Origin of the sequence: Streptomyces sp. NBC_01341 (genome assembly GCF_035946055.1) — a bacterium.
GTDB lineage: Bacteria > Actinomycetota > Actinomycetes > Streptomycetales > Streptomycetaceae > Streptomyces.
The window spans coordinates 3,783,476-3,806,966 of sequence record NZ_CP108364.1 but is presented as its reverse complement, the minus strand read 5'-3'; the positions used below and the strand labels follow the sequence as shown (position 1 = coordinate 3,806,966).

Genomic DNA, 23,491 nt, shown 5'->3' with positions numbered 1-23,491 from the left:
GCGGCCGGGGCTCTTAGCAGACTGTTCCGTCTCACACACCCGGACCTGCGGGCACGGAGTCGGTCGCCTCCGTCCACAGATCCTGCTCGGCGCGATCCGCCTGGATCTGGCGGTACACGAGGAGCCCGCCGATGGCGGCCAGTGCGACCAGGAGAAGCTTCTTCACCGCGCGACCTCGTCTTTCCTTGGCGTATAGGGGACTTCTGCCGCCCGACTATACACACCGGCCGATACCGATCGGTGACCTGCCCGCACCCCCGCAGAAGCCCCTTTGCGGGGCCCCTGTGCACCTCGGAGACAGGTTGTCGAGGCCGGTTGAACCATAAGAGTGGTGTTCATCAGAAGATCGGCGCAGCGGGGGCGTCGCTGCCGGAATCCGCGGCCCACATCCACATCATCGGAAAGGTAAGCAAACCGGACCACCTGAAAGCGAGGGGCCATGAGCACCTTCAGGGTCAAGAGCATCTGGACCGCCTTCATCACCGCCTTCTTCGCACTTCTCGCCTCGCTGGGCCTCGCCACCGCCCAGACCGCGGCCGCGGAGCCGACCAGCACGAACCAGGAGCACACGGGTGTGACCGCGGCAACCGCGACCACCCCGTCGGTCCGATGGACCCTTCCGCGTGACAGGGCGCTGCCACCCACGATGAAGCAGCGCATCCGCGCCGAGGCGCACGGCTCGTCGCCCGCCACCCGGCAACTGGCCGCCGACACCACGGAGGCGGCACACGCGACCGGCAGCACACGCTCCGCCCGCGATGCGGCTCCGGCCGGGGACTCCTCCCCGCTGCCGCCCTGAGAGCGATGCTGACGCCACCCAGGCCCCTGTTCCGGTCCACACCGGCAGGGGCCTTTCTGTGCGCCCGGTGGGCCCTCCCTGTGTGCCCGCGCCCGCTCCCGGCCGGCGCCCGGGAGAGGTCATGTGCCGCACGCCCGGGAAGGGCGGCGAGGGCCACCACCATTTCCCCGTGGCGCCTCGAAGGCTCCCGTCCGAGGGACCGGCCGGCGGGCCGGGCCTCCCCCGAAATCGCCCGCCCGGCCGCCAATCGTTCATGGCGCCCCGGAGCCCAGAGGCGTGACCACAGCCCGACATCCGGAGCAGGTCGCTCCGGCCCCTGGAAGAACTGCCCTTCGGCCGGAACCGGCCCTATACGCCGAAGACCCCCAACCATGATCGGTTGGGGGTCTTCGTGCTGGTGGGGCTAACAGGATTTGAACCTGTGGCCTCATCCTTATCAGGGATGCGCTCTAACCAACTGAGCTATAGCCCCGCCGCGCTGCTGCGCTGACTTCTGAAGATTAGCGCACGTCGGGGCCAGTCCCAAAATCGATACCCGGCGCCCTACTCGTCCTCGGCGAGAGTGAGCTCGACACCACCCACGAAGCCGGCCGACAAGTTGTAGATGAAGGCGCCCAGCGTCGCCAGCGCGGTGGCCAGCACCACATCGATCACGGCGATGACCGACGTGAAGATGAGGACCCGCGGAAGAGACAGGAACGACTGGAGATCGAAGCCGTTGCTCTCGTTCGAGCCGGTGGCCTCACTGATCGTGCCGCCCACGGTGGAGAACACGCCCATCGCGTCCATCACCATCCACAGGACCGCGGCAGCGACCACCGTGCAGATGCCGAGCGCGATGGAGAGCAGGAAGCTCACCTTCATCACCGACCACGGATCGGCCTTCGCCACCCGCAGACGGGCCTTGCGGATACGCGGAGTCGTCCGCGCCCCCGTCCGAGGCCTACGCATCGCCTGTACGCCGCCCACGCCCTGCGCTCCGCCCTCTGTGCCGCCACCCTGCGTACCGCCCGCGGGGGACGGGTACGCCTGCGGCGGGTGATAGGGCCCCGCCTGGCCCGGTGCGGGCTCCCGCTCACCGGGCAACGGCCCGGTCGCGTACCCCTCGTACTGCGGCTGAGGTCCCCGAGTGTCCGTCACAGTGCCCCCTTGGGAGTCCGTGGCAGGGCCACGGGCGCCGCTCGCCCCTGCTCCGGAAGCGGCCGAACCAGCGCCCGTGGCTCCACTCACGCTCTACTCCTCGTGCTCCCCGGCCGAAGGCGCCGTGCCTTCGACAGTGCCCTCGACCACGATCGCGGCATCGGCCTCGACCGTGGCGCCTTCGGCCTCATCGGTCCCGTCGACCTCTTCGGCCTCGCGACCGGCCTCGGCGTTGCGCGCGATGCCGACGACGGCATCACGCTTGCCCAGATTGATCAGTTGGACGCCCATGGTGTCACGGCCCGTCTCCCTGACTTCATTGACCCGCGTACGAATTACACCACCGCCGAGCGTGATGGCGAGGATCTCGTCCGCCTCCTCCACCACCAGCGCGCCGACGAGGGAACCACGGTCCTCCACGATCTTGGCGGCCTTGATGCCCAGACCGCCGCGACCCTGGACGCGGTACTCGTCCACAGCGGTCCGCTTCGCGTAACCGCCGTCGGTGGCAGTGAACACGAACGTACCGGGCCGGACAACATTCATCGAGAGCAGTTCGTCTCCCTCGCGGAAACTCATGCCCTTCACGCCCGAGGTGGCACGGCCCATGGGACGCAGTGCGTCGTCCGTCGCGGTGAACCTGATCGACTGGGCCTTCCTGCTGACGAGAAGCAGGTCGTCCTCCGCCGACACGAGCTCGGCACCGATCAGTTCGTCGTCCGCGCCGCTCTCCGTCTCCCGGAGATTGATCGCGATGACGCCGCCGGAACGCGGCGAGTCGTAGTCCTTCAGCGAAGTCTTCTTCACCAGGCCGCCCTTGGTGGCGAGGATCAGATAGGGCGCCGCCTCGTAGTCACGGATCGCCAGGATCTGCGCGATCTGCTCGTCGGGCTGGAAGGCCAGCAGGTTCGCGACGTGCTGACCGCGTGCGTCACGGCCGGCGTCCGGCAACTCGTAGGCCTTGGCCCGGTACACCCGGCCCTTGTTCGTGAAGAAGAGCAGCCAGTGGTGCGTCGTCGACACGAAGAAGTGGTCGACGATGTCGTCTTCCCTGAGCTTCGTACCGCGAACGCCCTTGCCACCGCGCTTCTGCGAGCGGTAGTCGTCCGTCTTCGTGCGCTTCACGTAGCCGCCGCGGGAGATCGTGACGACGATGTCCTCCTCGGCGATCAGATCCTCGATGGACATGTCGCCGTCGAAGGGCACGAGCTTCGAACGCCGGTCGTCGCCGAACTTGTCGACGATCGCCGCGAGCTCCTCGCTGACGATCTGCCGCTGCAGCTCGGGAGAGGCAAGGATCGCGTTGTACTCGTTGATCTTCGCCTGGAGTTCGTCGTGCTCCGCGGTGATCTTCTGGTGCTCCAGCGCGGCCAGCCGGCGCAGCTGCATCTCCAGGATGGCGTTCGCCTGGATCTCGTCGATCTCCAGCAGGCCCATCAGGCCCTCACGCGCGATCTCCACGGTGTTGCTGCGCCGGATGAGCGCGATGACCTCTTCGATCGCGTCCAGCGCCTTGAGCAGGCCGCGCAGGATGTGTGCCCGCTCCTCCGCCTTGCGCAGCCGGAACCTGGTGCGCCGGACGATGACCTCGATCTGGTGGGTCACCCAGTGCCGGATGAACGCGTCGATCGACAGCGTGCGCGGCACCCCGTCGACCAGCGCCAGCATGTTCGCGCCGAAGTTCGTCTGAAGATCGGTGTGCTTGTACAGGTTGTTCAGCACGACCTTGGCGACCGCGTCACGCTTCAGTACGACGACCAGGCGCTGGCCCGTGCGCGAGGACGTCTCGTCGCGGACGTCGGCGATCCCGCCGACCTTGCCGTCCTTCACCAGGTCGGCGATCTTCTGCGCAAGGTTGTCAGGGTTGGTCTGGTACGGGAGCTCGGTGACCACCAGGCACTGACGGCCCTGGATCTCCTCGACCGCCACGACGGCGCGCATCGTGATGGAGCCGCGCCCGGTGCGGTACGCCTCCTCGATGCCCTTGCGGCCGACGACCAGCGCGCCCGTCGGGAAGTCCGGGCCCTTGATGCGCTCGAGCAGCGCGTCCAGGAGTTCCTCGTGCGAGGCCTCCGGGTGCTCCAGGTACCACTGCGCACCGGCCGCGACCTCGCGGAGGTTGTGCGGCGGAATGTTGGTCGCCATGCCGACCGCGATACCCGCGGAACCGTTGATCAGCAGGTTCGGGAAGCGCGCCGGCAGAACCACCGGCTCCTGGTTACGGCCGTCGTAGTTGTCCTTGAAGTCGACGGTCTCCTCGTCGATGTCCCGGACCATCTCCATGGACAGCGGCATCATCTTGCACTCGGTGTACCGCATCGCGGCGGCCGGGTCGTTGCCCGGGGAACCGAAGTTGCCGTTGGAGTCCACGAGCGGCATGCGCATCGACCAGTGCTGTGCCAGTCGCACGAGCGCGTCGTAGATGGAGGAGTCGCCGTGCGGGTGGTACGTGCCCATGACGTCGCCGACGACACGGGCGCACTTGTAGAAGCCCTTCTCGGGCCGGTACCCGCCGTCGTACATCGCGTAGAGCACCCGGCGGTGGACGGGCTTCAGGCCGTCCCGTACGTCGGGCAGCGCGCGCGACACGATGACGGACATCGCGTAGTCGAGGTAGGAGCGCTGCATCTCCGTCTCGAGCCCCACGGGCTCGACACGCATGCCCACGCCCGCGACCGCGGGCTCCTCTTCAGGGGTCACAGGGGTGTTCTCGTCGGCCATTGCTGGTCAAAGTCCTTTCGAGCTGCGGCGTGCTTGTACGGCCGACTCAGATGTCGAGGAAACGGACGTCCTTGGCGTTGCGCTGGATGAACGAACGCCGCGCCTCGACGTCCTCGCCCATCAGCACCGAGAACAGGTCGTCGGCCTGCGCCGCGTCGTCCAGCGTGACCTGGCCGAGCACCCGGTGGTCGACGTCCATGGTCGTGATGCGCAGCTCCTCGGCGTTCATCTCGCCGAGCCCCTTGAAGCGCTGGATCGAGTCTTCCTTGATCCGCTTGCCGTTCTGCTTGCCGAGCGCCACCAGGGCGTCGCGCTCGCGGTCCGAGTACGCGTACTCGAAGTCGTCGCGGCCCCACTTGATCTTGTAGAGCGGCGGACGCGAGAGGTACACGTGCCCGGACTCCACCAGCGGCCGCATGAAGCGGAACAGGAAGGTCAGGAGCAGGGTGTTGATGTGCTGGCCGTCGACGTCGGCGTCAGCCATCAGAATGATCTTGTGATAGCGGAGCTTCTCGATGTCGAAGTCCTCGTGGACCCCGGTGCCGAAGGCTGAGATCAGCGCCTGGACCTCGGTGTTCTGCAGGATCTTGTCGATCCGGGCCTTCTCGACGTTCAGGATCTTGCCGCGGATCGGCAGGATGGCCTGGTACATCGGATTACGGCCGGACTTCGCCGAACCACCGGCGGAGTCACCCTCGACGATGAAGATCTCGCACTTCGTCGGGTCGTTCGACTGGCAGTCACTCAGCTTGCCGGGAAGCGAGGCGCTCTCCAGGAGCCCCTTGCGCCGGGTGAGGTCACGCGCCTTACGGGCCGCGACACGCGCCGTGGAGGCCGCGATGCCCTTGCGGATGATGTCGGCGGCCTCGTTGGGGTTCCGGTCGAACCAGTCCGTCAGCTGCTCGTGGACGACCTTCTGGACGAAGGTCTTCGCCTCGGTGTTCCCCAGCTTGGTCTTCGTCTGGCCCTCGAACTGCGGCTCGCCCAGCTTCACCGAGATGATCGCCGTCAGACCCTCGCGGACGTCCTCACCGGTGAGGTTGTCGTCCTTATCGCGCAGCAGCTTCTTGTCGCGCGCGTAACGGTTGACCAGCGAGGTCAGCGCCGCACGGAAGCCCTCCTCGTGCGTACCGCCCTCGTGCGTGTGGATGGCGTTGGCGAAGGAGTAGACGCCTTCGGTGTACTGCGTGTTCCACTGCATGGCGATCTCGGCGGAGAGCAGCCGGTCCTTGTCCTCGGCCTCGATGTCGATCACCGACTGGTGAATGAGGTCGCCCTTGCGGGAGTTGAGGTACTTGACGAAGTCGACGATGCCGTTCTCGTAGTGGTACGTGACCGTGCGGGCCGGCTCCTCGTCGGGGACTTCGACGGCCTCGGCGCTGTCCGCGCCCACCGTCGCCTTCGCCGACTCGCGCTCGTCCGTGAGCTTGAGGGTGAGGCCCTTGTTGAGGAACGCCATCTCCTGGAAGCGGCGCGAAAGGGTCTCGAAGCTGTACTCGGTGGTCTCGAAGATGTCCCCGTCGGCCCAGAAGGTGACCGACGTGCCGGACTCGTCGGTGGCCTCGTGCTTGGCCAGCGGGGCGGTCGGAACACCGAGCTTGTAGTCCTGGGTCCAGCGGTAGCCGTCCGTCCTGACCTCGACGGAGACCCGGGTGGACAGGGCGTTGACGACGGAGACACCGACGCCGTGCAGACCGCCGGAGACGGCGTAGCCGCCGCCGCCGAACTTTCCGCCCGCGTGCAGGACGGTGAGCACGACCTCGACGGCCGGCTTGCCTTCGGACGGCACGATTCCGACCGGGATACCGCGGCCGTTGTCGACCACGCGCACCCCGCCGTCGGCGAGGATCGTGACGTCGATGGTGTCCGCGTGCCCGGCCATCGCCTCGTCGACCGAGTTGTCGACAACCTCTTGCACGAGGTGGTGGAGACCGCGCTCACCGGTGGACCCGATGTACATACCGGGTCGCTTGCGGACCGCGTCCAAGCCCTCCAGCACGGTGATCGCGCTGGCGTCGTACGAGGCGGTGACCTCGCCGTGCTCACCGGCTGTGGACGGGATGTTCTCGTTGGGGTTGCCGGAATCGGCCACGAAGCGCCCTTTCTGGCACAGCACAGGCCGTTCTCCGGCTGGCGGGAGCGGCTGCGTCGTTCGGCGTGTATCGACGACTCCCGCGAGGAAGCGGGATTGTCCATCAGTCTACCGGTAGCGCTGACATGAATGGGGGTTTGCCGGTGCCTGAGTACGCATGTGCCGCCCTGAACCAGCGGCTGACGACTCCCCATATACAGGAAGGGGCCCGGGGAGGCTCACGACGGCATTGCGCGCTTCGGGCTGTCAACCTCCCGCTACGGTGAGGGACGCCTCACGCTCCCCCCGAGAACCAAACGGGCATGCAGTCGATCAAAGCGGACACGTCGTGTCCATGGCAAAGCGGGACAGAAGGCTGATCACCGGCCATCGGGCGTTCTGCCGTGTGATCCGGTATCCACGGCAAGGGGAGCGGGAAAGCGCTGCTCAGCCGTAGGTGTCGCCCGGACCCCTACTCCCGGGAGCACGGAGGGGCCCGAACCTGCGCTGCGGGCCCCCCGGCCCCTGCACCTTGATCATCCGGACCGTGCCCTGCCCCAGATCCGCGTTCAGCCGGGCAACCAGCTGCGGCGCGAGCAGCCGAAGCTGCGTCGCCCACGCCGTCGAATCGCACTGCACCGTCAGAACCCTCTCGCCGGGATCCTCGTCGTACCGCAGGGGCACACAGTGATTGGCCAGATCGTCGCCGACGATCTGCGGCCAGCGGCCCATCACCCCGCCGACCGCCGCGGGGGTCTCCCAGCCCCGCTCGGTGATCAGCCGGTTGATCGCCGAGCCCAGAGCGAGCGGATCACGCCCGTCGGAGCGCGCTCCCGACCGCAGCCCGCCACCACGCCTGGCCTGTTTCTTCTGCTGCGCGGCGGCGCCCCGCGCGCGCGCCTGCTCCTTCGCCGCGCGCAGGGCCACCCGCGCCAGGTCGACGCCCGACACCTCGGGCTGCTTCGCGGGGCCCGGTGTGGGGGCGCCGCCCGCCTCGTCCGGTCTGTTCACAGCCGCTCCACCGCACCCGCCGACACCGCGTACCGCGCTCCCGCCAGCACACCGGGGACGTCGTCGTCCACCGCCGCCGTCACCAGCACCTGCTCGCCCTGCGCGACCAGCTCGGCCAGCCGTTCGCGGCGGCGCGCGTCCAGCTCGGCGAAGACGTCGTCGAGCACGAGCACCGGCTCGTTTCCCTCGGTGCGCAGCAGATCGTAAGAGGCCAGCCGCAACGCCAGCGCGTACGACCACGACTCTCCGTGGCTCGCGTACCCCTTCGCCGGCATTCCGCGGAGGCCCAGCACCAGGTCGTCCCGGTGCGGACCGACCAGCGTCACGCCGCGTTCGATCTCCTGCTTCCGCGCGTGCGCCAGCGCGGCCGTCACCTGCTCGTACAGCTCCTCGCGGGTACGCGCCGGCTCCACATCCGCACCGATCGAGCTCCGGTACTCCAGCGACACGGGACCGCCGCCGGGAGCCACGTCCGCGTACGCCTTGTCCGCCAGCGGCTGCAGGGTGGCGATCAGATCAAGCCGCTGTGCGAGGAGTTCGGCCCCCACCTGTGCCAGATGCTGGTCCCACACGTCCAGCGTGGACATGTCCATCGACCGGCCGCCGTGCCTTCGGGCCATGGCGGCGGACTTCAGCAGGGTGTTCCGCTGCTTCAGCACCCGCTCGTAGTCGGAGCGGACGCCGGCCATGCGCGGGGAACGCGCGGTGATCAGCTCGTCCAGAAAGCGGCGCCGCTCACCGGGATCGCCCTTCACCAGAGCAAGATCCTCCGGGGCGAACAGCACCGTGCGCACGATCCCCAGAACGTCACGCGGTCTGACCTGCGACGACCTGTTGATGCGCGCACGATTGGCGCGGCCCGGATTGAGCTCCAGCTCGACCAGCTGGGAGCGCTCGCCCTGGGTGACCGCGGCGCGCACGACGGCACGCTCCGCGCCCATCCGGACCAGGGGGGCGTCCGAGGACACCCGGTGGCTGCCCAGCGTGGCGAGATAGCCGACCGCCTCGACCAGGTTGGTCTTGCCCTGGCCGTTGGCCCCCACGAACACGGTGACGCCCGGATCAAGAGGGACCTCGACCCGGGCGTACGAGCGGAAATCGGCCAGCGAGAGATGCGTGACGTGCATGGTCGCCGACCTTTCCGACTTCTCTTCCGTGTGCTGCTGTACCGCCTGCCGCTTACTTCAGCGGCTACTTCTTGTTCTCGACCGCGTGCCCGCCGAACTGGTTGCGCAGCGCGGCGATCATCTTCATCTGCGGGGAGTCGTCCTGCCGCGAGGCGAAGCGCGCGAACAGCGAAGCGGTGATCGCGGGCAGCGGCACCGCGTTGTCGATGGCGGCCTCGACCGTCCACCGGCCCTCGCCCGAGTCGGCGGCGAAGCCGCGCAGCTGGTCCAGGTGCTCGTCGTCGTCCAGCGCGTTGACCGCCAGGTCGAGCAGCCAGGAACGGATGACCGTGCCCTCCTGCCAGGAGCGGAAGACCTCGCGCACGTCCGTGACGGAGTCGACCTTCTCCAGGAGCTCCCAGCCCTCGGCGTACGCCTGCATCATGGCGTACTCGATGCCGTTGTGGACCATCTTGGCGAAGTGGCCGGCGCCGACCTTGCCCGCGTGGACGGAGCCGAACTGGCCCTCCGGCTTGAGCGCGTCGAAGATCGGCTGGACCTTCTCGACGTGGGCCGCGTCGCCGCCGTACATCAGGGCGTAGCCGTTCTCCAGGCCCCAGACGCCGCCGGAGACACCGCAGTCGACGAAGCCGATGCCCTTGATGCCGAGCTCGACGGCGTGCTTCTCGTCGTCGGTCCAGCGGGAGTTCCCACCGTCCACGACGACGTCACCCGGGGAGAGCAGCTCGGCCAGCTCGTCGACGGTGGACTGGGTCGCGGCACCCGCCGGGACCATGACCCACACGACGCGCGGGCCCTTGAGCTTGCCCACAAGCTCTTCGAGGCTGTGGACATCGGCGATGTCCGCGTTGCGGTCGTAACCGATGACGGTGTGGCCTGCGCGGCGGATGCGCTCGCGCATGTTGCCGCCCATCTTGCCGAGGCCGACGAGACCGAGCTCCATCAGAGATTCCTTTAGCGTTGTGCCGATTCGTACCCGGGTCCGAGCCTACGCCCGCCCAGGACGGCACGGCGGGGGGCGGCGGGGTGGGCACGCTCGGCGCTGAGCCTGCCCACCGGAAGCCGCGGTAAGAGGAACGGTGCCCGGATCAGCCCGAGAGACGAACGGGCATGATCAGGTACTTGTAGGCCGCGTCGGCCTCGGCGTCGACGGCGGGCCGGCCGCTCAGGAGGGCGGGCTTGGTCGACGTCGTGAAGGAGAGCTGGGCCACCGGGGAGTCGATGGCGCTGAGCCCGTCCAGCAGGAAGGTCGGGTTGAAGGCGATCGAGATGTCGTCCCCCTCGAGCACCGCGTCGACCCGCTCCACAGCCTGTGCGTCGTCGCTGGAGCCCGCTTCGAGGATCAGGACGCCCTGCTCGAAGCTGAGGCGCACCGGAGTGTTCCGCTCGGCGACGAGGGCCACACGCTTGACGGCCTCGACGAACGGCGCGGTCTCGATGACCGCGACCGAGTTGAACTCGGTGGGGAAGAGCGTCCGGTACTTCGGCAGGTCGCCCTCGAGCAGGCGGGTGGTCGTACGACGGCCCGCGCCCTCGAAACCGATCAGGCCCTCGCCGGCCCCCGAACCCGACAGCGCCAGGGTGACCGTGTCGCCGCTGGTAAGTGCCTTGGCGGTGTCCAGGAGCGTCTTGGCGGGCACCAGGGCCACGGCCGAGGCGTCCGGGTTCTCGGGCTTCCAGAGGAACTCACGGACCGCGAAGCGGTAGCGGTCGGTCGACGCGAGGGTGACGGTGTCGCCCTCGATCTCGATCCGGACACCGGTCAGGACGGGCAGGGTGTCGTCGCGCCCCGCCGCGATCGCGACCTGGGCCGCGGCAGAGGCGAAGACCTCACCCGGGACGGTGCCCGTGGCGGTCGGCATCTGCGGAAGCGCGGGGTACTCCTCCACAGGCAGTGTGTGGAGTGTGAATCGGGAGGAGCCGCAGACGACCGTCGCCCGCACACCGTCTGTGGAGATCTCGACGGGGCGGTTCGGCAGGGCACGGCAGATGTCGGCGAGCAGCCGGCCGGAGACGAGGACCGTGCCGTCATCCTCGATCTCCGCGTCCACGGAGACCTTGGCCGAGACCTCGTAGTCGAAGCTCGAGAAGCTGAGGGCACCGTCCTCGGCCTTCAGGAGAAGGCCCGCGAGAACGGGAGCCGGAGGCCGGGCCGGGAGGCTGCGGGCCACCCAGGCCACTGCCTCCGCGAGTACATCGCGCTCCACCCGGATCTTCACCGGAACCGCCTCCTGCTGTTGCTCGCTCGCCCTGCTGGCCTTCGTCGTCTGACCGGGGCTCCCCGCCGATGGGCTGGGGAGGCCGCCGGGGTCCAGTCTGACGTACGGCGCCGACAGCCGTTGCTGCTCGGGGTCAAGTCGCGCCAAGAGGTTCGCCGAGCTCGCCGCTCGAGTTGTGCACAGGCCCCACTTCGAAGCTGATTCCTGGCTAACTCTGAGTGGTAGTAGTAGTAGGTCCTGTGGAAACCGTGGATAACGTCGTTTGCGCAGGTCACCATCGGTTTTTTGTCCACCGACCCTGTGGGTGGCACCGGTGGACAACCGGGCACTTCTGTGGACACAGGAAAGTTCTGCACACCCGATGCACAGGGCGGGGTGACTTCTCCCCAGGGCTGTCCCCAGGTTTACCCCCGTTCCCCACAGCCCAACCACGACCCCCGGTGTGACGCCTTTCACTCTTGGCAGTGAAGGCGGGTGTCGGGTTGCCGAACAGTGGACAGGCGTGTGGAGAAGCTGGGGACAAGAGCGCCTGGCCTGTGGGCCGCCGGTGGACAACAGCATCGAGGCCCTGTGGACGAAAATTCTGTCCACAGGCTGTGGATCATCGTTGACCACAAATCCCCAGGCACCTGACCTGGCCTGATGGAGTATCGACAGTCAGGCCTGTGGACGCAATATGAACAACTTCGCAGTCCCCAGGCTGTGGACGCCAAAATCCCGGGTCACCTGTGGAGAAGGGCCCCTCAGAGGCCCGCATTCGAACAGTCCGCGCAGGGGGCGCCTGCTCGGGCAAGGGCCAGAGCGGTCTCGGCGAGCCCTTCAGGCGGGCACAGCGGCCTCTCGCACCGTCTCGGCAGCCTGATTCCTGGGCGCGTCTCAGCCGGTCCTGACGAAGAAAAGGCGCCTCCCGAAGACCTTGCGGTCTCGGGAGGCGCCTCCGGGTGCGCTGAGCGGGGACGTGCCGCCGGCTCCTGCCTCAGCCGTTCTTGATGCGGTTGGTGAGCTCGGTGACCTGGTTGTAGATGGAGCGTCGTTCCGCCATGAGCGCGCGGATCTTCCGGTCGGCGTGCATGACCGTCGTGTGGTCCCGCCCGCCGAACTGGGCTCCGATCTTGGGCAGGGAGAGATCCGTCAGCTCACGGCACAGGTACATGGCGATCTGCCGCGCCGTCACCAGCACGCGGCTGCGCGACGATCCGCAGAGGTCCTCCACCGTCAGCCCGAAGTAGTCAGCGGTGGCCGCCATGATGGCCGGAGCGGTGATCTCGGGAGCCGAGTCCTCGCCTCCCGGGATCAGGTCCTTGAGCACGATCTCGGTCAGACCGAGGTCCACCGGCTGCCTGTTGAGGCTCGCGAACGCGGTCACACGGATGAGCGCGCCCTCGAGCTCGCGGATGTTCCGCGAGATGCGGGACGCGATGAACTCCAGTACCTCCGGCGGGGCGTTGAGCTGCTCCTGCACCGCCTTCTTGCGGAGGATCGCGATACGCGTCTCGAGCTCGGGCGGCTGGACGTCGGTCGTCAGCCCCCACTCGAACCTGTTGCGCAGCCGGTCCTCCAGGGTCACCAGCTGCTTGGGCGGCCGGTCCGAGGACAGCACGATCTGCTTGTTCGCGTTGTGGAGCGTGTTGAAGGTGTGGAAGAACTCCTCCTGCGTCGACTCCTTGCTCGCGAGGAACTGGATGTCGTCGACCAGGAGGATGTCCACGTCCCGGTAGCGCTTGCGGAAGGTGTCGCCCTTGCCGTCGCGGATCGAGTTGATGAACTCGTTGGTGAACTCCTCGGAGCTCACGTACCGCACCCGGGTGCCCGGGTAGAGGCTGCGCGCGTAGTGCCCGATGGCATGCAGCAGGTGCGTCTTCCCCAGGCCCGACTCCCCGTAGATGAAGAGGGGGTTGTACGCCTTCGCGGGCGCCTCCGCCACCGCGACTGCCGCGGCGTGGGCGAATCGGTTGGACGCGCCGATGACGAAGGTGTCGAAGAGGTACTTCGGGTTCAGCCTCGCGTGCGGCTCGTTCGTGCCGGGAGGCGGCGGGGACTGTGCGCCCATCGGCCCGCCCCCGGCCCGGCCCGTGCCCGGCCCGCCCTGGCGGTGCTGCGGCTGCTGCTCCTGCAGGTCACGACGGTCGCGGTCGTCCCGCGGCTGGTCGTAGCCCTGGTGCTCGGGCGGCTGCGGACGGTAGTCGTGCCGGGGCTGCTGCGGGCGCGGGCTGGCGTAGGGGTCGCGCTCCTGGTAGCCACCGTGCCGTGGCTGCCAGGCGAGGTCCTCCTGGGCACGGGGCCAGGCGCCGGGCTCGGGACGGTGCTGCTGGTAGTCCGGGTACGCGGGGCGGGCCGTCGGCATCCCGTCGTCCGAGGGCCTGGAGCCGTAGCCGTCGTACCCGTCGTTGTGGGAGGGCTCGTCGCGCTGGGGCCCCTGGTAGCGGCGGGGCTCATGCGACGCGTGCATGGGGGGTGCGGGCGGCGCCGGCGGCTCGCCGGCGGAGTCGTCGACGGTGATGGCGATCCTGATAGGACGCCCGCATTCACGCGTCAGCGTCTCGCTGATCAACGGGGCGAGTCTGCCCTCGAGGACGCGCTTGCCCCACTCGTTGGGCACGGCGAGCAGCGCGGTGTCGGCGACGAGTGCCAGGGGCTGGCAGCGCTCGATCCACTGCTTGTCCTTCGGCTCGATGGCCTGCTGGCCCTCCCCGAGGAGTTGTTCCAGCACTCGTGGCCACACTGCGGCAAGATCGGCAGGTACGTCAGCCACAAGGCACGCTCTCTCGCATGTCCCACGAATGTGTGCTTCTCGGGACGGGATGGGTCGGGTCGGGTGAGGCCCGGCAGGGGGGAAGGAAAGGAACCGGAGTTCAGCCACGGTAGTCAGGGCGACCCGCGCGGTTCAAGTTGTTGTCCACAGGCTGTGTACAGCATGGGGTGCCGCGAAGCCGGTTTGACCGAATGGCGCAGCCGCGCGTACCGTGACCAGGTCGAGTTGTCGATGGCTGCTGCCGCCTGCCTCCGATGGGCAAAGATCACGATCTGTGATTGTGAAGCGGTGCACTAAGGCGTTTACGCGAGTTCCTCGTGGGCGCACGGTGACAGCCAGGCGATGTCCCGCCAACACACGAATCATTTCTGGAGCCCCCGAGTGAGCAAGCGCACCTTCCAGCCGAACAACCGTCGTCGCGCCAAGACCCACGGCTTCCGGCTGCGTATGCGTACCCGTGCCGGCCGCGCGATTCTCGCGAACCGCCGTGGCAAGGGCCGCAGCAGCCTGTCCGCCTGATCGCTTACAGGTCCATGACGTGCTGCCTTCAGAGAATCGGCTGAGGCGGCGCGAGGACTTCGCGACCGCGGTACGACGAGGGCGTAGGGCAGGACGCCCGCTCCTCGTCGTCCATCTAAGCAGCGGTGTAACGGACCCGCACGTGACTGGGGAGAGTGCTCCTCCGCCGCGTGCGGGTTTCGTTGTCAGCAAAGCAGTGGGGGGAGCCGTCGTCCGCACCGCGGTGAAGCGGAAACTTCGCCATCTGGTACGCGATCGGCTGGCTCAGCTGCCCCCCGGTAGCCTTGTTGTCGTACGAGCGTTGCCCGGATCGGGTGACGCCGATCATGCACAGCTGGCCCGAGACCTGGATGCCGCCCTCCGGCGGTTGCTGGGAGGGGGCGCGCGATGAAGTACCCGCTGCTGGCTCTCATCAAGCTGTACCAGTGGACGATCAGCCCGCTCCTCGGGCCCGTCTGCCGGTACTACCCGTCGTGTTCCCACTATGGATATACGGCGATCGACCGGCACGGAGCGATCAAGGGAACAGCGCTGACCGCATGGCGCATCCTGCGTTGCAATCCGTGGTCACCCGGTGGCGTGGATTACGTACCGCCACGCAAACGTCCGCGGTGGCACGAACTGCTGCGCAGCTCTTTGCGCGGCGGCAAGGGCGGGGACTCAGCCGCCGATGTGCCTTCCGGGGGGTCGGTCTCCGAACCCCTGAGCCCGGCCAAAGAGACCTCGCCCAAAGCTCAAGGAGCCTGATTAGTGGACACGATTGCCAGTCTGTTCAGCTTTATCACCACACCTGTCTCGTGGGTCATCGTCCAGTTCCACAAGCTGTACGGAGCGATTTTCGGGGACGACACGGGGTGGGCCTGGGGCCTGTCCATCGTGTCCCTCGTGATCCTGATCCGGATCTGCCTGATCCCGCTCTTCGTGAAGCAGATCAAGTCGACCCGGAACATGCAGGTGCTCCAGCCGAAGATGAAGGCGATCCAGGAGCGCTACAAGAACGACAAGCAGCGTCAGTCCGAAGAGATGATGAAGCTGTACAAGGAGACGGGTACCAACCCGCTCTCCTCGTGCCTTCCCATCCTGGCGCAGTCCCCGTTCTTCTTCGCCCTGTACCACGTGCTCTCGGCCATCGCCTCGGGCAAGACGATCGGTGTCATCGACCAGCCGCTCCTGGACAGTGCGCGTAAGGCGCACATCTTCGGCGCTCCGCTGGCGGCCAAGTTCCTGGACAGTGAAGACAAGGTGCAGGCGCTCGGCGCCTCCCTGCTGGACGTGCGTGTCGTCACCGCGATCATGATCGTGATGATGTCGGCGTCGCAGTTCTTCACTCAGCGCCAACTGATGACGAAGAACGTCGACCTCACGGTGAAGACGCCGTACATGCAGCAGCAGAAGATGCTGATGTACATCTTCCCCGTGATCTTCGCCGTCACCGGCATCAACTTCCCCGTCGGTGTCCTCGTGTACTGGCTGACCACGAACGTCTGGACCATGGGTCAGCAGATGTACGTGATCAACCGGAATCCCACTCCTGGCAGCAAGGCGCAGGACGCCTACCTGGGCAGGGTGCTGAAGAGCGTGACCGCGCACGGCGACGTGCGGGGCAGGACGCGGCGCAACACCGTCAAGGCCATCGTCGCCAAGGGCCCCGACCGCAACGACATCGAGCGCAAGTTCATCACCGGCCTCGGGAAGCTGGGCCTCGCGGCCCAGGAGGACGGCACGGTGGCGAAGAGTGAAGCCGCGGTACTCGAGGCCGAGGGCGGTACTCCGGCCAAGCGGCAGCAGCCCAAGCGCCAGACGAAGGCGAAGCGCCACACTGCCGCCACGCACCCCGGTGCGGCGAAGGACTCCGACTCCGGCGACTCGGGACCCAAGACCTCGCTGGAGAAGCAGGACGCACCGCAGGAAGACAAGCCGAAGCCGACGGGCAAGCCCGCCGCGTCCGGCTCCTCACGCCAAGCCAAGTCCGGACAGCGCAAGGGCCCGCAGCGGCCCAAGCACCCGTCCAAGAAGTAAGAAGGAGTCCATCCGTGACGGAAGGCACCACCACCACGGCCGCTGAGGGCAGCGACACTCTGACCCGCCTCGAGCAGGAGGGCGAGATCGCGGCCGACTACCTCGAAGGCCTGCTCGACATTGCCGACCTCGACGGCGACATCGACATGGATGTGGAGGCGGACCGGGCCGCGGTCTCGATCATCAGCGACTCGGCGCGTGACCTGCAGAAGCTCGTGGGTCGCGACGGTGAGGTGCTGGAAGCGCTCCAGGAGCTGACGCGCCTGGCTGTTCACCGTGAGACCGGTGACCGCAGCCGCCTGATGCTGGACATCGCCGGCTTCCGGGCCCAGAAGCGTGAGGTTCTCGCCGCACTGGGGGCCAAGGCCGCGGACGAGGTCAAGAGCTCCGGCGAGCCGGTGAAGCTCGAGCCCATGACGCCCTTCGAGCGCAAGGTCGTGCACGACGCGATCGCCGCGGCGGGTCTGCGAAGTGAGTCCGAGGGCGAGGAGCCGCAGCGCTTCGTCGTCGTTCTTCCGGCCTGACCGGATCCTTGTTGTGTCGGCCCCGTCTGTTCGCAGGCGGGGCCGATCTTTGTCAGCCTGATAGTCAGCCACCCACAGTGGGGCGGGGACTTCGTTCGGATCCGGTCGCACATGCGCGCGGCCGGTTGGGCACACTGCTTGGCATGATCTGAGCGAGACCCGATGAGTGCGGTACGGAAGGACGGTCCCCGTGACGGAGGAAGCAGAGCTCCCTCAGGCGCCCAAGGAGGCGCAAGCGGTATTCGGAGAGTTCTTCCCAGAGGCTGTCCGGTACGCGGAGCTTCTCGCTGACGCAGGCGTCAAGCGTGGCCTGATCGGCCCTCGTGAGGTTCCTCGCCTGTGGGAGCGGCACCTCTTGAACTGCGCGGTGCTGTCAGAGGTGGTGCCCGAAGGGGTCACGGTCTGCGACGTGGGATCGGGGGCCGGCCTTCCCGGCATTCCGCTGGCATTGGTGCGCCCGGACCTGAAGATCACGCTGCTGGAGCCCTTGCTGCGCCGCACGAACTTCCTTCAGGAGGTCGTCGAGCTGCTCGGCCTGGACCACGTGACGGTCGTGCGTGGGCGCGCCGAAGAGGTACTGGGGACGCTCCAGCCGGTGCACGTAGTGACGGCCCGCGCGGTGGCCCCTCTCGACCGGCTCGCGGGGTGGGGTGTCCCTCTGCTCCGTCCGTACGGGGAGATGCTGGCGCTCAAAGGCGGAGCCGCCGAGGAGGAGATCCACGGGGCTCGCGCTGCTCTGAGCAAGCTCGGCGTGGTGGAGACCGAGGTGCTGCACGTCGGTGAGGGGCTGGTCGATCCGACGTCCACGGTCGTGCGCGTGGTGGTCGGGGAGAGCCCGGGTGGTGTGAGGTTCGCCGCAAAGCGAGCCAAGGCTGCACGGGTCAGCCGCACGCGCCGACGCCGCTGAGGAACTCCCCGAGGCGGTGCGTGACACCACCGCGCCCTTTTTGCTGCTTCAGGGACCGCTTCGTGTCGATGCTCCATGCAAGCAGTGATATGTGATGGCTGCGGAGTGTCGAGGTCGTGCCGTTGGGCTGCGCAGGCATCGTGTTTCACGTGAAACGTCGCTCTCTGCTGCAGGGGATCATCGGCCGCGGTCGTGCGGCTGCCACGCCGCGCGGCCGCACCCCCGTACGGGTCGCCAAGTTGTCCACAGAACCGGATTCATCCACAGAACAGTCGGCCTCGCTGGTTCACGACCCCGAAAGCATGGCAGGCTCTGTTCATTGCGAGCCTGAAGTCGAGGAGAGTGAATCCTTGCGGTCCGACGCCAACATCGCGGGACCGATGACCGATCCGGTCCCCGGTCCCCGTACCGAGTCCCTGGGGGATGGTGTTTCACGTGAAACACCGCCTCCGATGGACGACACCCCTATTGGCCGCGCTGCCCAGTTGGCGGTCGAGGCGCTCGGCCGCGCCGGCGAGGGGCTGCCCAGGCCAGACCGGACACGCGTCATGGTGGTGGCCAACCAGAAGGGTGGAGTGGGTAAGACGACCTCGACGGTCAACCTGGCCGCTTCGCTCGCGCTCCACGGAGCCCGTGTTCTGGTGGTGGACCTCGACCCGCAAGGGAACGCCTCCACGGCTCTGGGGATCGACCACCATGCAGAGGTTCCCTCCATCTACGACGTCCTGGTGGAGAGCATGCCGCTCTCCGAGGTGGTCCAGCCCGTCCCGGACGTCGAAGGTCTCTTCTGCGCCCCAGCGACCATCGATCTCGCCGGTGCGGAGATCGAGCTCGTGTCGCTGGTGGCGCGGGAGAGTCGATTGCAGCGGGCGATCCAGGCCTACGAGCAGCCTCTCGACTACATCCTCATCGACTGTCCGCCCTCGCTCGGCCTGCTCACGGTCAACGCGCTCGTCGCCGGGGCCGAGGTGCTCATCCCGATCCAGTGCGAGTACTACGCGCTAGAAGGACTCGGACAGTTGTTGCGGAACGTCGACCTGGTCCGTGGGCACCTGAACCCTGATCTGCATGTGTCCACAATCCTGCTGACCATGTATGACGGGCGAACCAGACTCGCTTCGCAGGTCGCAGAAGAGGTTCGTACGCACTTCGGCAAAGAAGTGCTGAGGACGAGCATTCCGCGGTCCGTGCGCATCTCGGAGGCGCCGAGCTACGGGCAGACCGTCCTGACGTACGATCCGGGCTCCAGCGGGTCCCTGTCGTATCTGGAGGCGGCCCGTGAGATCGCCCTGAGGGGTGTGGGAGTGCACTACGAGGCCCAGCACGCCTCGTCGGTCGAGCATGCCCGCACGGGCATGTCGAACAACCAGCAGAGCAACTCGGAGGGCATGCAGTGAGTGAGCGTCGTAGAGGGCTGGGGCGTGGGCTCGGTGCGCTGATTCCCGCAGCTCCGCAGGAGAAGCAAGTAGTCGCCACCGACGGGTCGGTCGCGTCGTCCGTGTTGACGGCCGAGCGGGGAGTAGCGGCCGCGAAGCTGGCCGCTCTGCCCACGGGAGCCAAGGTTCCCGAGCCGAGTTCACCCGTTGCCGAGATGGAGTCCGTCGCGGAGCAGGTGAACGTCGCGGGCGCCTACTTCGCCGAGATCCCTCTCGCCTCGATCGTTCCGAACCCCAAGCAGCCCCGTGAAGTCTTTGACGAGGACGCTCTGGCCGAGCTGGTCACCTCCATCAAAGAGGTCGGCCTTCTTCAGCCCGTCGTCGTGCGCAAGGTTGCCGAGGACCGTTACGAGCTCATCATGGGTGAGCGCCGTTGGAGGGCGTGCGGCGAAGCGGGGCTGGAGGGTATCCCGGCCATCGTTCGTGCGACCGACGACGAGAAGCTGCTCCTGGACGCTCTTCTGGAGAATCTGCACCGGGCTCAGCTGAACCCGTTGGAGGAGGCGGCTGCGTACGACCAGCTGCTCAAGGACTTCAAGTGCACCCACGACCAGCTGGCCGATCGCATCGGTCGGTCCCGTCCGCAGGTGTCCAACACGCTGCGGCTGCTCAGGCTCTCCCCGTCGGTGCAGCGAAGGGTCGCGGCGGGCGTTCTCTCCGCGGGGCATGCGCGGGCGCTGCTGTCCGTCGACGACTCCGAGGAGCAGGACCGGCTGGCTCACCGCATCGTTGCCGAGGGACTGTCGGTGCGTGCGGTCGAAGAGATCGTGAACCTTCTGGGATCCGAGCCCACGAGTTCGGCCAAGCCGAGGGGCCCCCGCGCCGGCGGGCGGGTCTCTCCGGCTCTGACCGATCTGGCATCGCGCCTCTCGGACCGTTTCGAGACGCGGGTAAAGGTCGACCTGGGTCAGAAGAAGGGGAAGATCGTCGTCGAGTTCGCTTCGATGGAGGATCTGGACCGCATCCTCGGCAGCCTTGCTCCCGGTGAGGGGCGTGTGTTGGAGCGGAGCATCGAGTCGGGGCAGGACGAGGCCGACGAGGGCTGAGGCGACTTGTGGCAAAGGGCGGGCCGGGTTCCGGAACTTTCCGGAACCCGGCCCGCCCTTTGCCGTTCCTCGGTATCCCCATCACGTCTGGGTGGATACGATGCGTTCTGGTATGGCGTATCCACCACCGTGATCCACCTCAGAGGAGGCGGGGGCCGTGCGATCAGTGAATCGCAGCCACCTGGTGTCAGTCGGTTTGGGGCTTGGTGCTGTCGGGGGGTTCGTAGGCAGCCTGTTCCGAGAACGCAGTGCGCTCGCAGCCGCACGTGATGCGGCGGGCGAAGGAAGCGAGGAACCGCCTACATGGGGCGTCGGTTTGTACCGCTCACACTGGACAACCTTCCGGATCTCCCCAAGCGATGCCGCTCGTGCGTCTTCTGGGAACTTGATCCGGTCAGCGGGCAAGCCGCGATAGAGGCCGGCAGAGCCGAACTCGAGAAGGAAGCCTGGATCTCCGCTGTCCTGCTGGAGTGGGGTTCCTGCGGCAGAGTCGTCTATGTGGACGATGTGGCTGTGGGGTACGTCCTTTACGCTCCGCCCGCGTACGTCCCACGATCGACCGCCTTTCCGACCAGCCCGGTCTCCCCCGACGCCGTGCAGCTGATGACGTCCCTGATCGTGCCGGGATTCCAGGGCCAGGGATTGGGCCGCGTGATGGTGCAGACAGTGGCCAAAGACCTTCTGCGGCGCGGGTTCAAGGCCATCGAGGCCTTTGGTGACGCGCGATGGAAAGAGCCTGCGTGCATGCTCCCGGCGGACCATCTGCTGGCTGTGGGATTCAAGACGGTACGACCGCACCCCGCACACCCACGGCTGAGGCTTGAGCTTCGCACGACGCTCTCCTGGAAGGAGGACGTCGAACTGGCACTGGACAGATTGCTGGGCGCCGTACAGAAGGAACCCGTGCTTCGACCGCTCTGAGCGGGTCTGCAGACCGGTGGGGCGAATGCAGAACGGGCCCACCCCTGAGGGTGGGCCCGTTTCACGTGAAACAGTGCGTTGCTGCTACTCGCTGATGAACGGCTCGAGGTCGCGGAGGATCGCGGCCTTCGGCTTGGCGCCGACGATGGTCTTGGCCACCTCGCCGCCCTGGTAGACGTTCAGCGTGGGGATCGACATCACGCCGTACTTGGCCGCAGTGGCCGGGTTCTCGTCGATGTTGAGCTTGACGATCTCGATCTGGTCACCGTGTTCTGCGGCGATAGCCTCGAGCGACGGGGCGATCTGGCGGCACGGTCCGCACCAGGCGGCCCAGAAGTCGACCAGAACGGGCTTGTCGCTCTTCAGGACGTCCTCGTCAAAGGAGTCGTCGGTTACGTTCTTCAGGGCGCCGGCCACGGCTGCCTCCTTGAATTCGCGGGGTGTGGGGTTGGGGGAAAAGTCAGACTGCCGGGGTCTTCTCCGGCTCCGCGAGCTGCTCGTCGGAGAGCGCGGCGAGGAAGCGCTCAGCGTCGAGAGCTGCGGAGCAGCCTGTTCCGGCGGCGGTGATGGCCTGGCGGTAGGTGTGGTCCACGACGTCACCGGCTCCGAAGACGCCCTTGAGGTTGGTGCGCGTCGAGGGGGCCTGAACCTTGAGGTAACCCTCGTCGTCGAGGTCGAGCTGACCCTTGAAGAGCTCCGTACGGGGATCGTGGCCGACGGCAATGAAAAGACCCGTCACCGGAAGCTCGGACGTCTCACCCGTCGTGGTGTTGCGCAGGGTGAGGCCGGAGAGCTTCTGGTCGCCGTGGACCGCGGCCACCTCGCTGTCCCACGCAAACTTGATCTTCGGGTCGGCGAAGGCGCGCTCCTGCATGGCCTTCGAGGCGCGCAGGGAATCGCGGCGGTGGACGATCGTGACGGACTTGGCGAAGCGGGAGAGGAAGGTCGCCTCCTCCATCGCGGTGTCGCCGCCGCCGACCACGGCGATGTCCTGGTCCTTGAAGAAGAAGCCGTCGCAGGTGGCACACCAGGAGACACCCCGACCGGAGAGTGCGTCCTCATTGGGAAGACCGAGCTTGCGGTGCTGGGAGCCCGTGGTGACGATGACCGCCTTGGCGCGGTGCACCGTGCCAGCGGTGTCCGTGACCGTCTTGACGTCACCGGAGAGGTCGACGGAGACCACGTCGTCGGGGATGAGCTCAGCACCGAAGCGCTCGGCCTGGGCACGCATGTTGTCCATGAGGTCCGGGCCCATGATGCCGTCCTGGAAGCCCGGGAAATTCTCCACGTCGGTGGTGTTCATCAGCGCACCGCCGGCGGTGACGGCACCTTCGAACACCAGCGGCTTCAGAGAGGCGCGAGCGGTGTACAGGGCGGCGGTGTAACCAGCCGGCCCGGAGCCGATGATGATCACATTACGGACGTCGCTCACGGGTTCTTCCTCGTCTCTGCGGACTGCCTGCTGCCTACTGGGGTCGGTTCCTCGACTCTCACCCCACCCAACGGATCCTACGGGGCATGCATTCCCGAAGTTTCCGCTCGGATACCGGCACGGGCCTCAGGGGCGTGCGTAGGAATGCGCGAGCAGCAGCTGTCCCTTTGCCGCCGAGGCGGAACCCACGCACGTGGCATCGACGACGTAGGCCGTGACGCGGCCGGGATCACTCGCATGAGGCAGGACGACGAGGAATGCGACGGCGCCCTCGTAGCTGCCTTCTTCTACGGCCAGAGCAGGTACGTCGCCGCGGCCGGTGCCCGCCTGGACACAGGACGGGACCACCACGGTCGCTGCGCGCAGAGGAGTGCGGGGAGAAGAGCCTTCGGGGGACGCACCCTCCGGGGACGACTTGGTGTCCAGGGACGGCGGAGCCGCCTCGACGTCGGGGGATTGTGCCGCTGCCGCCTCGCTCAGGAGCGTACGGACCTGTCCTCCGAGCGTGCTCTCGGAGAAGTCTCCACCCCTTGTCTCTGCGGCGCTGACTCCCGAGTCGGCCATTTTGCTGGCCGAGCCCTCGGTGTACTGGGCGGACTGCGACAGGAAAACGCTCACACCTATGGCCGCCGCGCCGAAAGCGGTTCCCAGGATCACTGTGCGACGGCGTCGCCGAGCCGGGCGCCTGCCGGGGCCGGTGGCGCCACGAGGACGTCCCCCAGGGCGGGGAGCGGCCGCGCCCTCGGTCGGTTGGTCGTATGTTTCACGTGAAACATTCGTAGCTGTGGTCGGAGTCTCGGCAGAAGCGGCCGACTCCTTCGCCAGGGCCGCGTCGATGCGTGCGGCG

The 23,491-nt window shown here is 67.4% G+C and carries 22 protein-coding genes and 1 tRNA gene; 10 read left to right on the top strand and 13 right to left on the bottom strand.

From position 1 onward, the window contains the following. Positions 1 to 31 precede the first annotated feature (31 nt). Positions 32 to 166: a DLW-39 family protein gene (locus OG206_RS16785; protein ID WP_219818897.1), complete on the bottom strand. Its 135-nt coding sequence runs from the start codon at positions 164 to 166 to the stop codon at positions 32 to 34. 273 nt (positions 167 to 439) lie between these two features. Here OG206_RS16785 and OG206_RS16780 point away from each other — a divergent pair, with 273 nt between their 5' ends. Beyond that, positions 440 to 799: a DUF6344 domain-containing protein gene (locus OG206_RS16780; protein WP_327116822.1), complete on the top strand. Its 360-nt coding sequence runs from the start codon at positions 440 to 442 to the stop codon at positions 797 to 799. A 395-nt stretch (positions 800 to 1,194) separates the two neighbouring features. Here the strand turns inward: OG206_RS16780 and OG206_RS16775 are convergent. From OG206_RS16775 to dnaA, 9 genes are all read right to left on the bottom strand, one after another. Beyond that, a tRNA-Ile gene (locus OG206_RS16775) sits at positions 1,195 to 1,271 on the bottom strand. A 71-nt stretch (positions 1,272 to 1,342) separates the two neighbouring features. Then, positions 1,343 to 1,939 carry a DUF3566 domain-containing protein gene (locus OG206_RS16770; RefSeq protein WP_327116820.1) on the bottom strand — a complete coding sequence of 199 codons (597 nt, stop codon included), beginning with the start codon at positions 1,937 to 1,939 and terminating at the stop codon, positions 1,343 to 1,345. A gap of 93 nt (positions 1,940 to 2,032) precedes the next feature. Beyond that, the gene (gyrA, locus tag OG206_RS16765; RefSeq protein ID WP_327116818.1) at positions 2,033 to 4,660 is read right to left on the bottom strand and encodes a DNA gyrase subunit A; all 2,628 of its coding nucleotides are present in this window, start codon (positions 4,658 to 4,660) and stop codon (positions 2,033 to 2,035) included. A gap of 46 nt (positions 4,661 to 4,706) precedes the next feature. Continuing rightward, a complete protein-coding gene (gene gyrB, locus OG206_RS16760; RefSeq protein ID WP_327116816.1) occupies positions 4,707 to 6,776 on the bottom strand; it encodes a DNA topoisomerase (ATP-hydrolyzing) subunit B in 2,070 nt (689 codons plus the stop codon). Positions 6,777 to 7,178: 402 nt separating this feature from the next. After that, positions 7,179 to 7,742: a DUF721 domain-containing protein gene (locus OG206_RS16755; RefSeq protein ID WP_442805850.1), complete on the bottom strand. Its 564-nt coding sequence runs from the start codon at positions 7,740 to 7,742 to the stop codon at positions 7,179 to 7,181. Continuing rightward, positions 7,739 to 8,869, bottom strand: coding sequence for a DNA replication/repair protein RecF (gene recF, locus OG206_RS16750; RefSeq protein ID WP_327116814.1), 1,131 nt, complete (start codon positions 8,867 to 8,869; stop codon positions 7,739 to 7,741). Before recF ends, OG206_RS16755 begins: the two co-directional genes overlap by 4 nt. 64 nt (positions 8,870 to 8,933) lie before the next feature. After that, positions 8,934 to 9,812: a phosphogluconate dehydrogenase (NAD(+)-dependent, decarboxylating) gene (gnd, locus tag OG206_RS16745; protein WP_327116812.1), complete on the bottom strand. Its 879-nt coding sequence runs from the start codon at positions 9,810 to 9,812 to the stop codon at positions 8,934 to 8,936. A 145-nt stretch (positions 9,813 to 9,957) separates the two neighbouring features. Next, complete coding sequence (dnaN, locus tag OG206_RS16740) at positions 9,958 to 11,088, bottom strand: DNA polymerase III subunit beta (protein WP_327122299.1); 1,131 nt, start codon at positions 11,086 to 11,088, stop codon at positions 9,958 to 9,960. Positions 11,089 to 12,064: 976 nt separating this feature from the next. After that, on the bottom strand, positions 12,065 to 13,840 hold the full coding sequence (gene dnaA / locus OG206_RS16735; protein ID WP_327116810.1) for a chromosomal replication initiator protein DnaA: 1,776 nt from the start codon (positions 13,838 to 13,840) through the stop codon (positions 12,065 to 12,067). 381 nt (positions 13,841 to 14,221) lie between these two features. On the opposite strand from dnaA, the gene rpmH reads away from it, so the two are divergent. The 9 genes from rpmH to OG206_RS16690 all read left to right on the top strand — a co-directional run bounded on the left by rpmH (position 14,222) and on the right by OG206_RS16690 (position 21,212). Continuing rightward, entirely contained in the window at positions 14,222 to 14,359 is a 138-nt protein-coding gene (rpmH, locus tag OG206_RS16730) for a 50S ribosomal protein L34 (RefSeq protein ID WP_003967884.1), read from the top strand. A 19-nt stretch (positions 14,360 to 14,378) separates the two neighbouring features. Then, a complete protein-coding gene (rnpA, locus tag OG206_RS16725; RefSeq protein ID WP_327116805.1) occupies positions 14,379 to 14,750 on the top strand; it encodes a ribonuclease P protein component in 372 nt (123 codons plus the stop codon). After that, on the top strand, positions 14,747 to 15,106 hold the full coding sequence (gene yidD, locus OG206_RS16720) for a membrane protein insertion efficiency factor YidD (RefSeq protein ID WP_327116803.1): 360 nt from the start codon (positions 14,747 to 14,749) through the stop codon (positions 15,104 to 15,106). Before rnpA ends, yidD begins: the two co-directional genes overlap by 4 nt. Positions 15,107 to 15,109: 3 nt before the next feature. Then, positions 15,110 to 16,378, top strand: coding sequence for a membrane protein insertase YidC (gene yidC, locus OG206_RS16715; protein ID WP_327116801.1), 1,269 nt, complete (start codon positions 15,110 to 15,112; stop codon positions 16,376 to 16,378). Positions 16,379 to 16,392: 14 nt separating this feature from the next. Further along, entirely contained in the window at positions 16,393 to 16,902 is a 510-nt protein-coding gene (locus OG206_RS16710; RefSeq protein WP_327116799.1) for a Jag family protein, read from the top strand. Between the two features lie 190 nt (positions 16,903 to 17,092). After that, on the top strand, positions 17,093 to 17,809 hold the full coding sequence (gene rsmG / locus OG206_RS16705; protein WP_327116797.1) for a 16S rRNA (guanine(527)-N(7))-methyltransferase RsmG: 717 nt from the start codon (positions 17,093 to 17,095) through the stop codon (positions 17,807 to 17,809). Between the two features lie 302 nt (positions 17,810 to 18,111). Beyond that, a complete protein-coding gene (locus OG206_RS16700; RefSeq protein ID WP_327116795.1) occupies positions 18,112 to 19,206 on the top strand; it encodes a ParA family protein in 1,095 nt (364 codons plus the stop codon). Beyond that, positions 19,203 to 20,291, top strand: a complete 1,089-nt coding sequence (locus OG206_RS16695) for a ParB/RepB/Spo0J family partition protein (protein ID WP_327116793.1) — start codon at positions 19,203 to 19,205, stop codon at positions 20,289 to 20,291. Before OG206_RS16700 ends, OG206_RS16695 begins: the two co-directional genes overlap by 4 nt. Positions 20,292 to 20,594: 303 nt before the next feature. Continuing rightward, a complete protein-coding gene (locus tag OG206_RS16690) occupies positions 20,595 to 21,212 on the top strand; it encodes a GNAT family N-acetyltransferase (RefSeq protein ID WP_327116791.1) in 618 nt (205 codons plus the stop codon). Between the two features lie 84 nt (positions 21,213 to 21,296). Here OG206_RS16690 and trxA read toward each other — a convergent pair whose 3' ends face one another. The 3 genes from trxA to OG206_RS16675 all read right to left on the bottom strand — a co-directional run bounded on the left by trxA (position 21,297) and on the right by OG206_RS16675 (position 23,262). Next, on the bottom strand, positions 21,297 to 21,629 hold the full coding sequence (trxA, locus tag OG206_RS16685) for a thioredoxin (RefSeq protein ID WP_327116789.1): 333 nt from the start codon (positions 21,627 to 21,629) through the stop codon (positions 21,297 to 21,299). 43 nt (positions 21,630 to 21,672) lie between these two features. Then, positions 21,673 to 22,644 (bottom strand): thioredoxin-disulfide reductase, encoded by a 972-nt coding sequence (gene trxB / locus OG206_RS16680; RefSeq protein ID WP_327116787.1) that lies wholly within the window; start codon positions 22,642 to 22,644, stop codon positions 21,673 to 21,675. Between the two features lie 126 nt (positions 22,645 to 22,770). Beyond that, positions 22,771 to 23,262: a hypothetical protein gene (locus OG206_RS16675; protein ID WP_327116785.1), complete on the bottom strand. Its 492-nt coding sequence runs from the start codon at positions 23,260 to 23,262 to the stop codon at positions 22,771 to 22,773. Positions 23,263 to 23,491: the final 229 nt, after the last annotated feature.

Bases quoted from the DNA above. Each gene is read 5' to 3' on its own strand.
- OG206_RS16780 (WP_327116822.1), top strand. From the start codon at position 440: ATGAGCACCTTCAGGGTCAAGAGCATCTGGACCGCCTTCATCACCGCC.
- gyrA (WP_327116818.1), bottom strand. From the start codon at position 4,660: ATGGCCGACGAGAACACCCCTGTGACCCCTGAAGAGGAGCCCGCGGTC.
- recF (WP_327116814.1), bottom strand. From the start codon at position 8,869: ATGCACGTCACGCATCTCTCGCTGGCCGATTTCCGCTCGTACGCCCGG.
- gnd (WP_327116812.1), bottom strand. From the start codon at position 9,812: ATGGAGCTCGGTCTCGTCGGCCTCGGCAAGATGGGCGGCAACATGCGC.
- yidD (WP_327116803.1), top strand. From the start codon at position 14,747: ATGAAGTACCCGCTGCTGGCTCTCATCAAGCTGTACCAGTGGACGATC.
- OG206_RS16700 (WP_327116795.1), top strand. From the start codon at position 18,112: ATGGCAGGCTCTGTTCATTGCGAGCCTGAAGTCGAGGAGAGTGAATCC.
- OG206_RS16690 (WP_327116791.1), top strand. From the start codon at position 20,595: ATGGGGCGTCGGTTTGTACCGCTCACACTGGACAACCTTCCGGATCTC.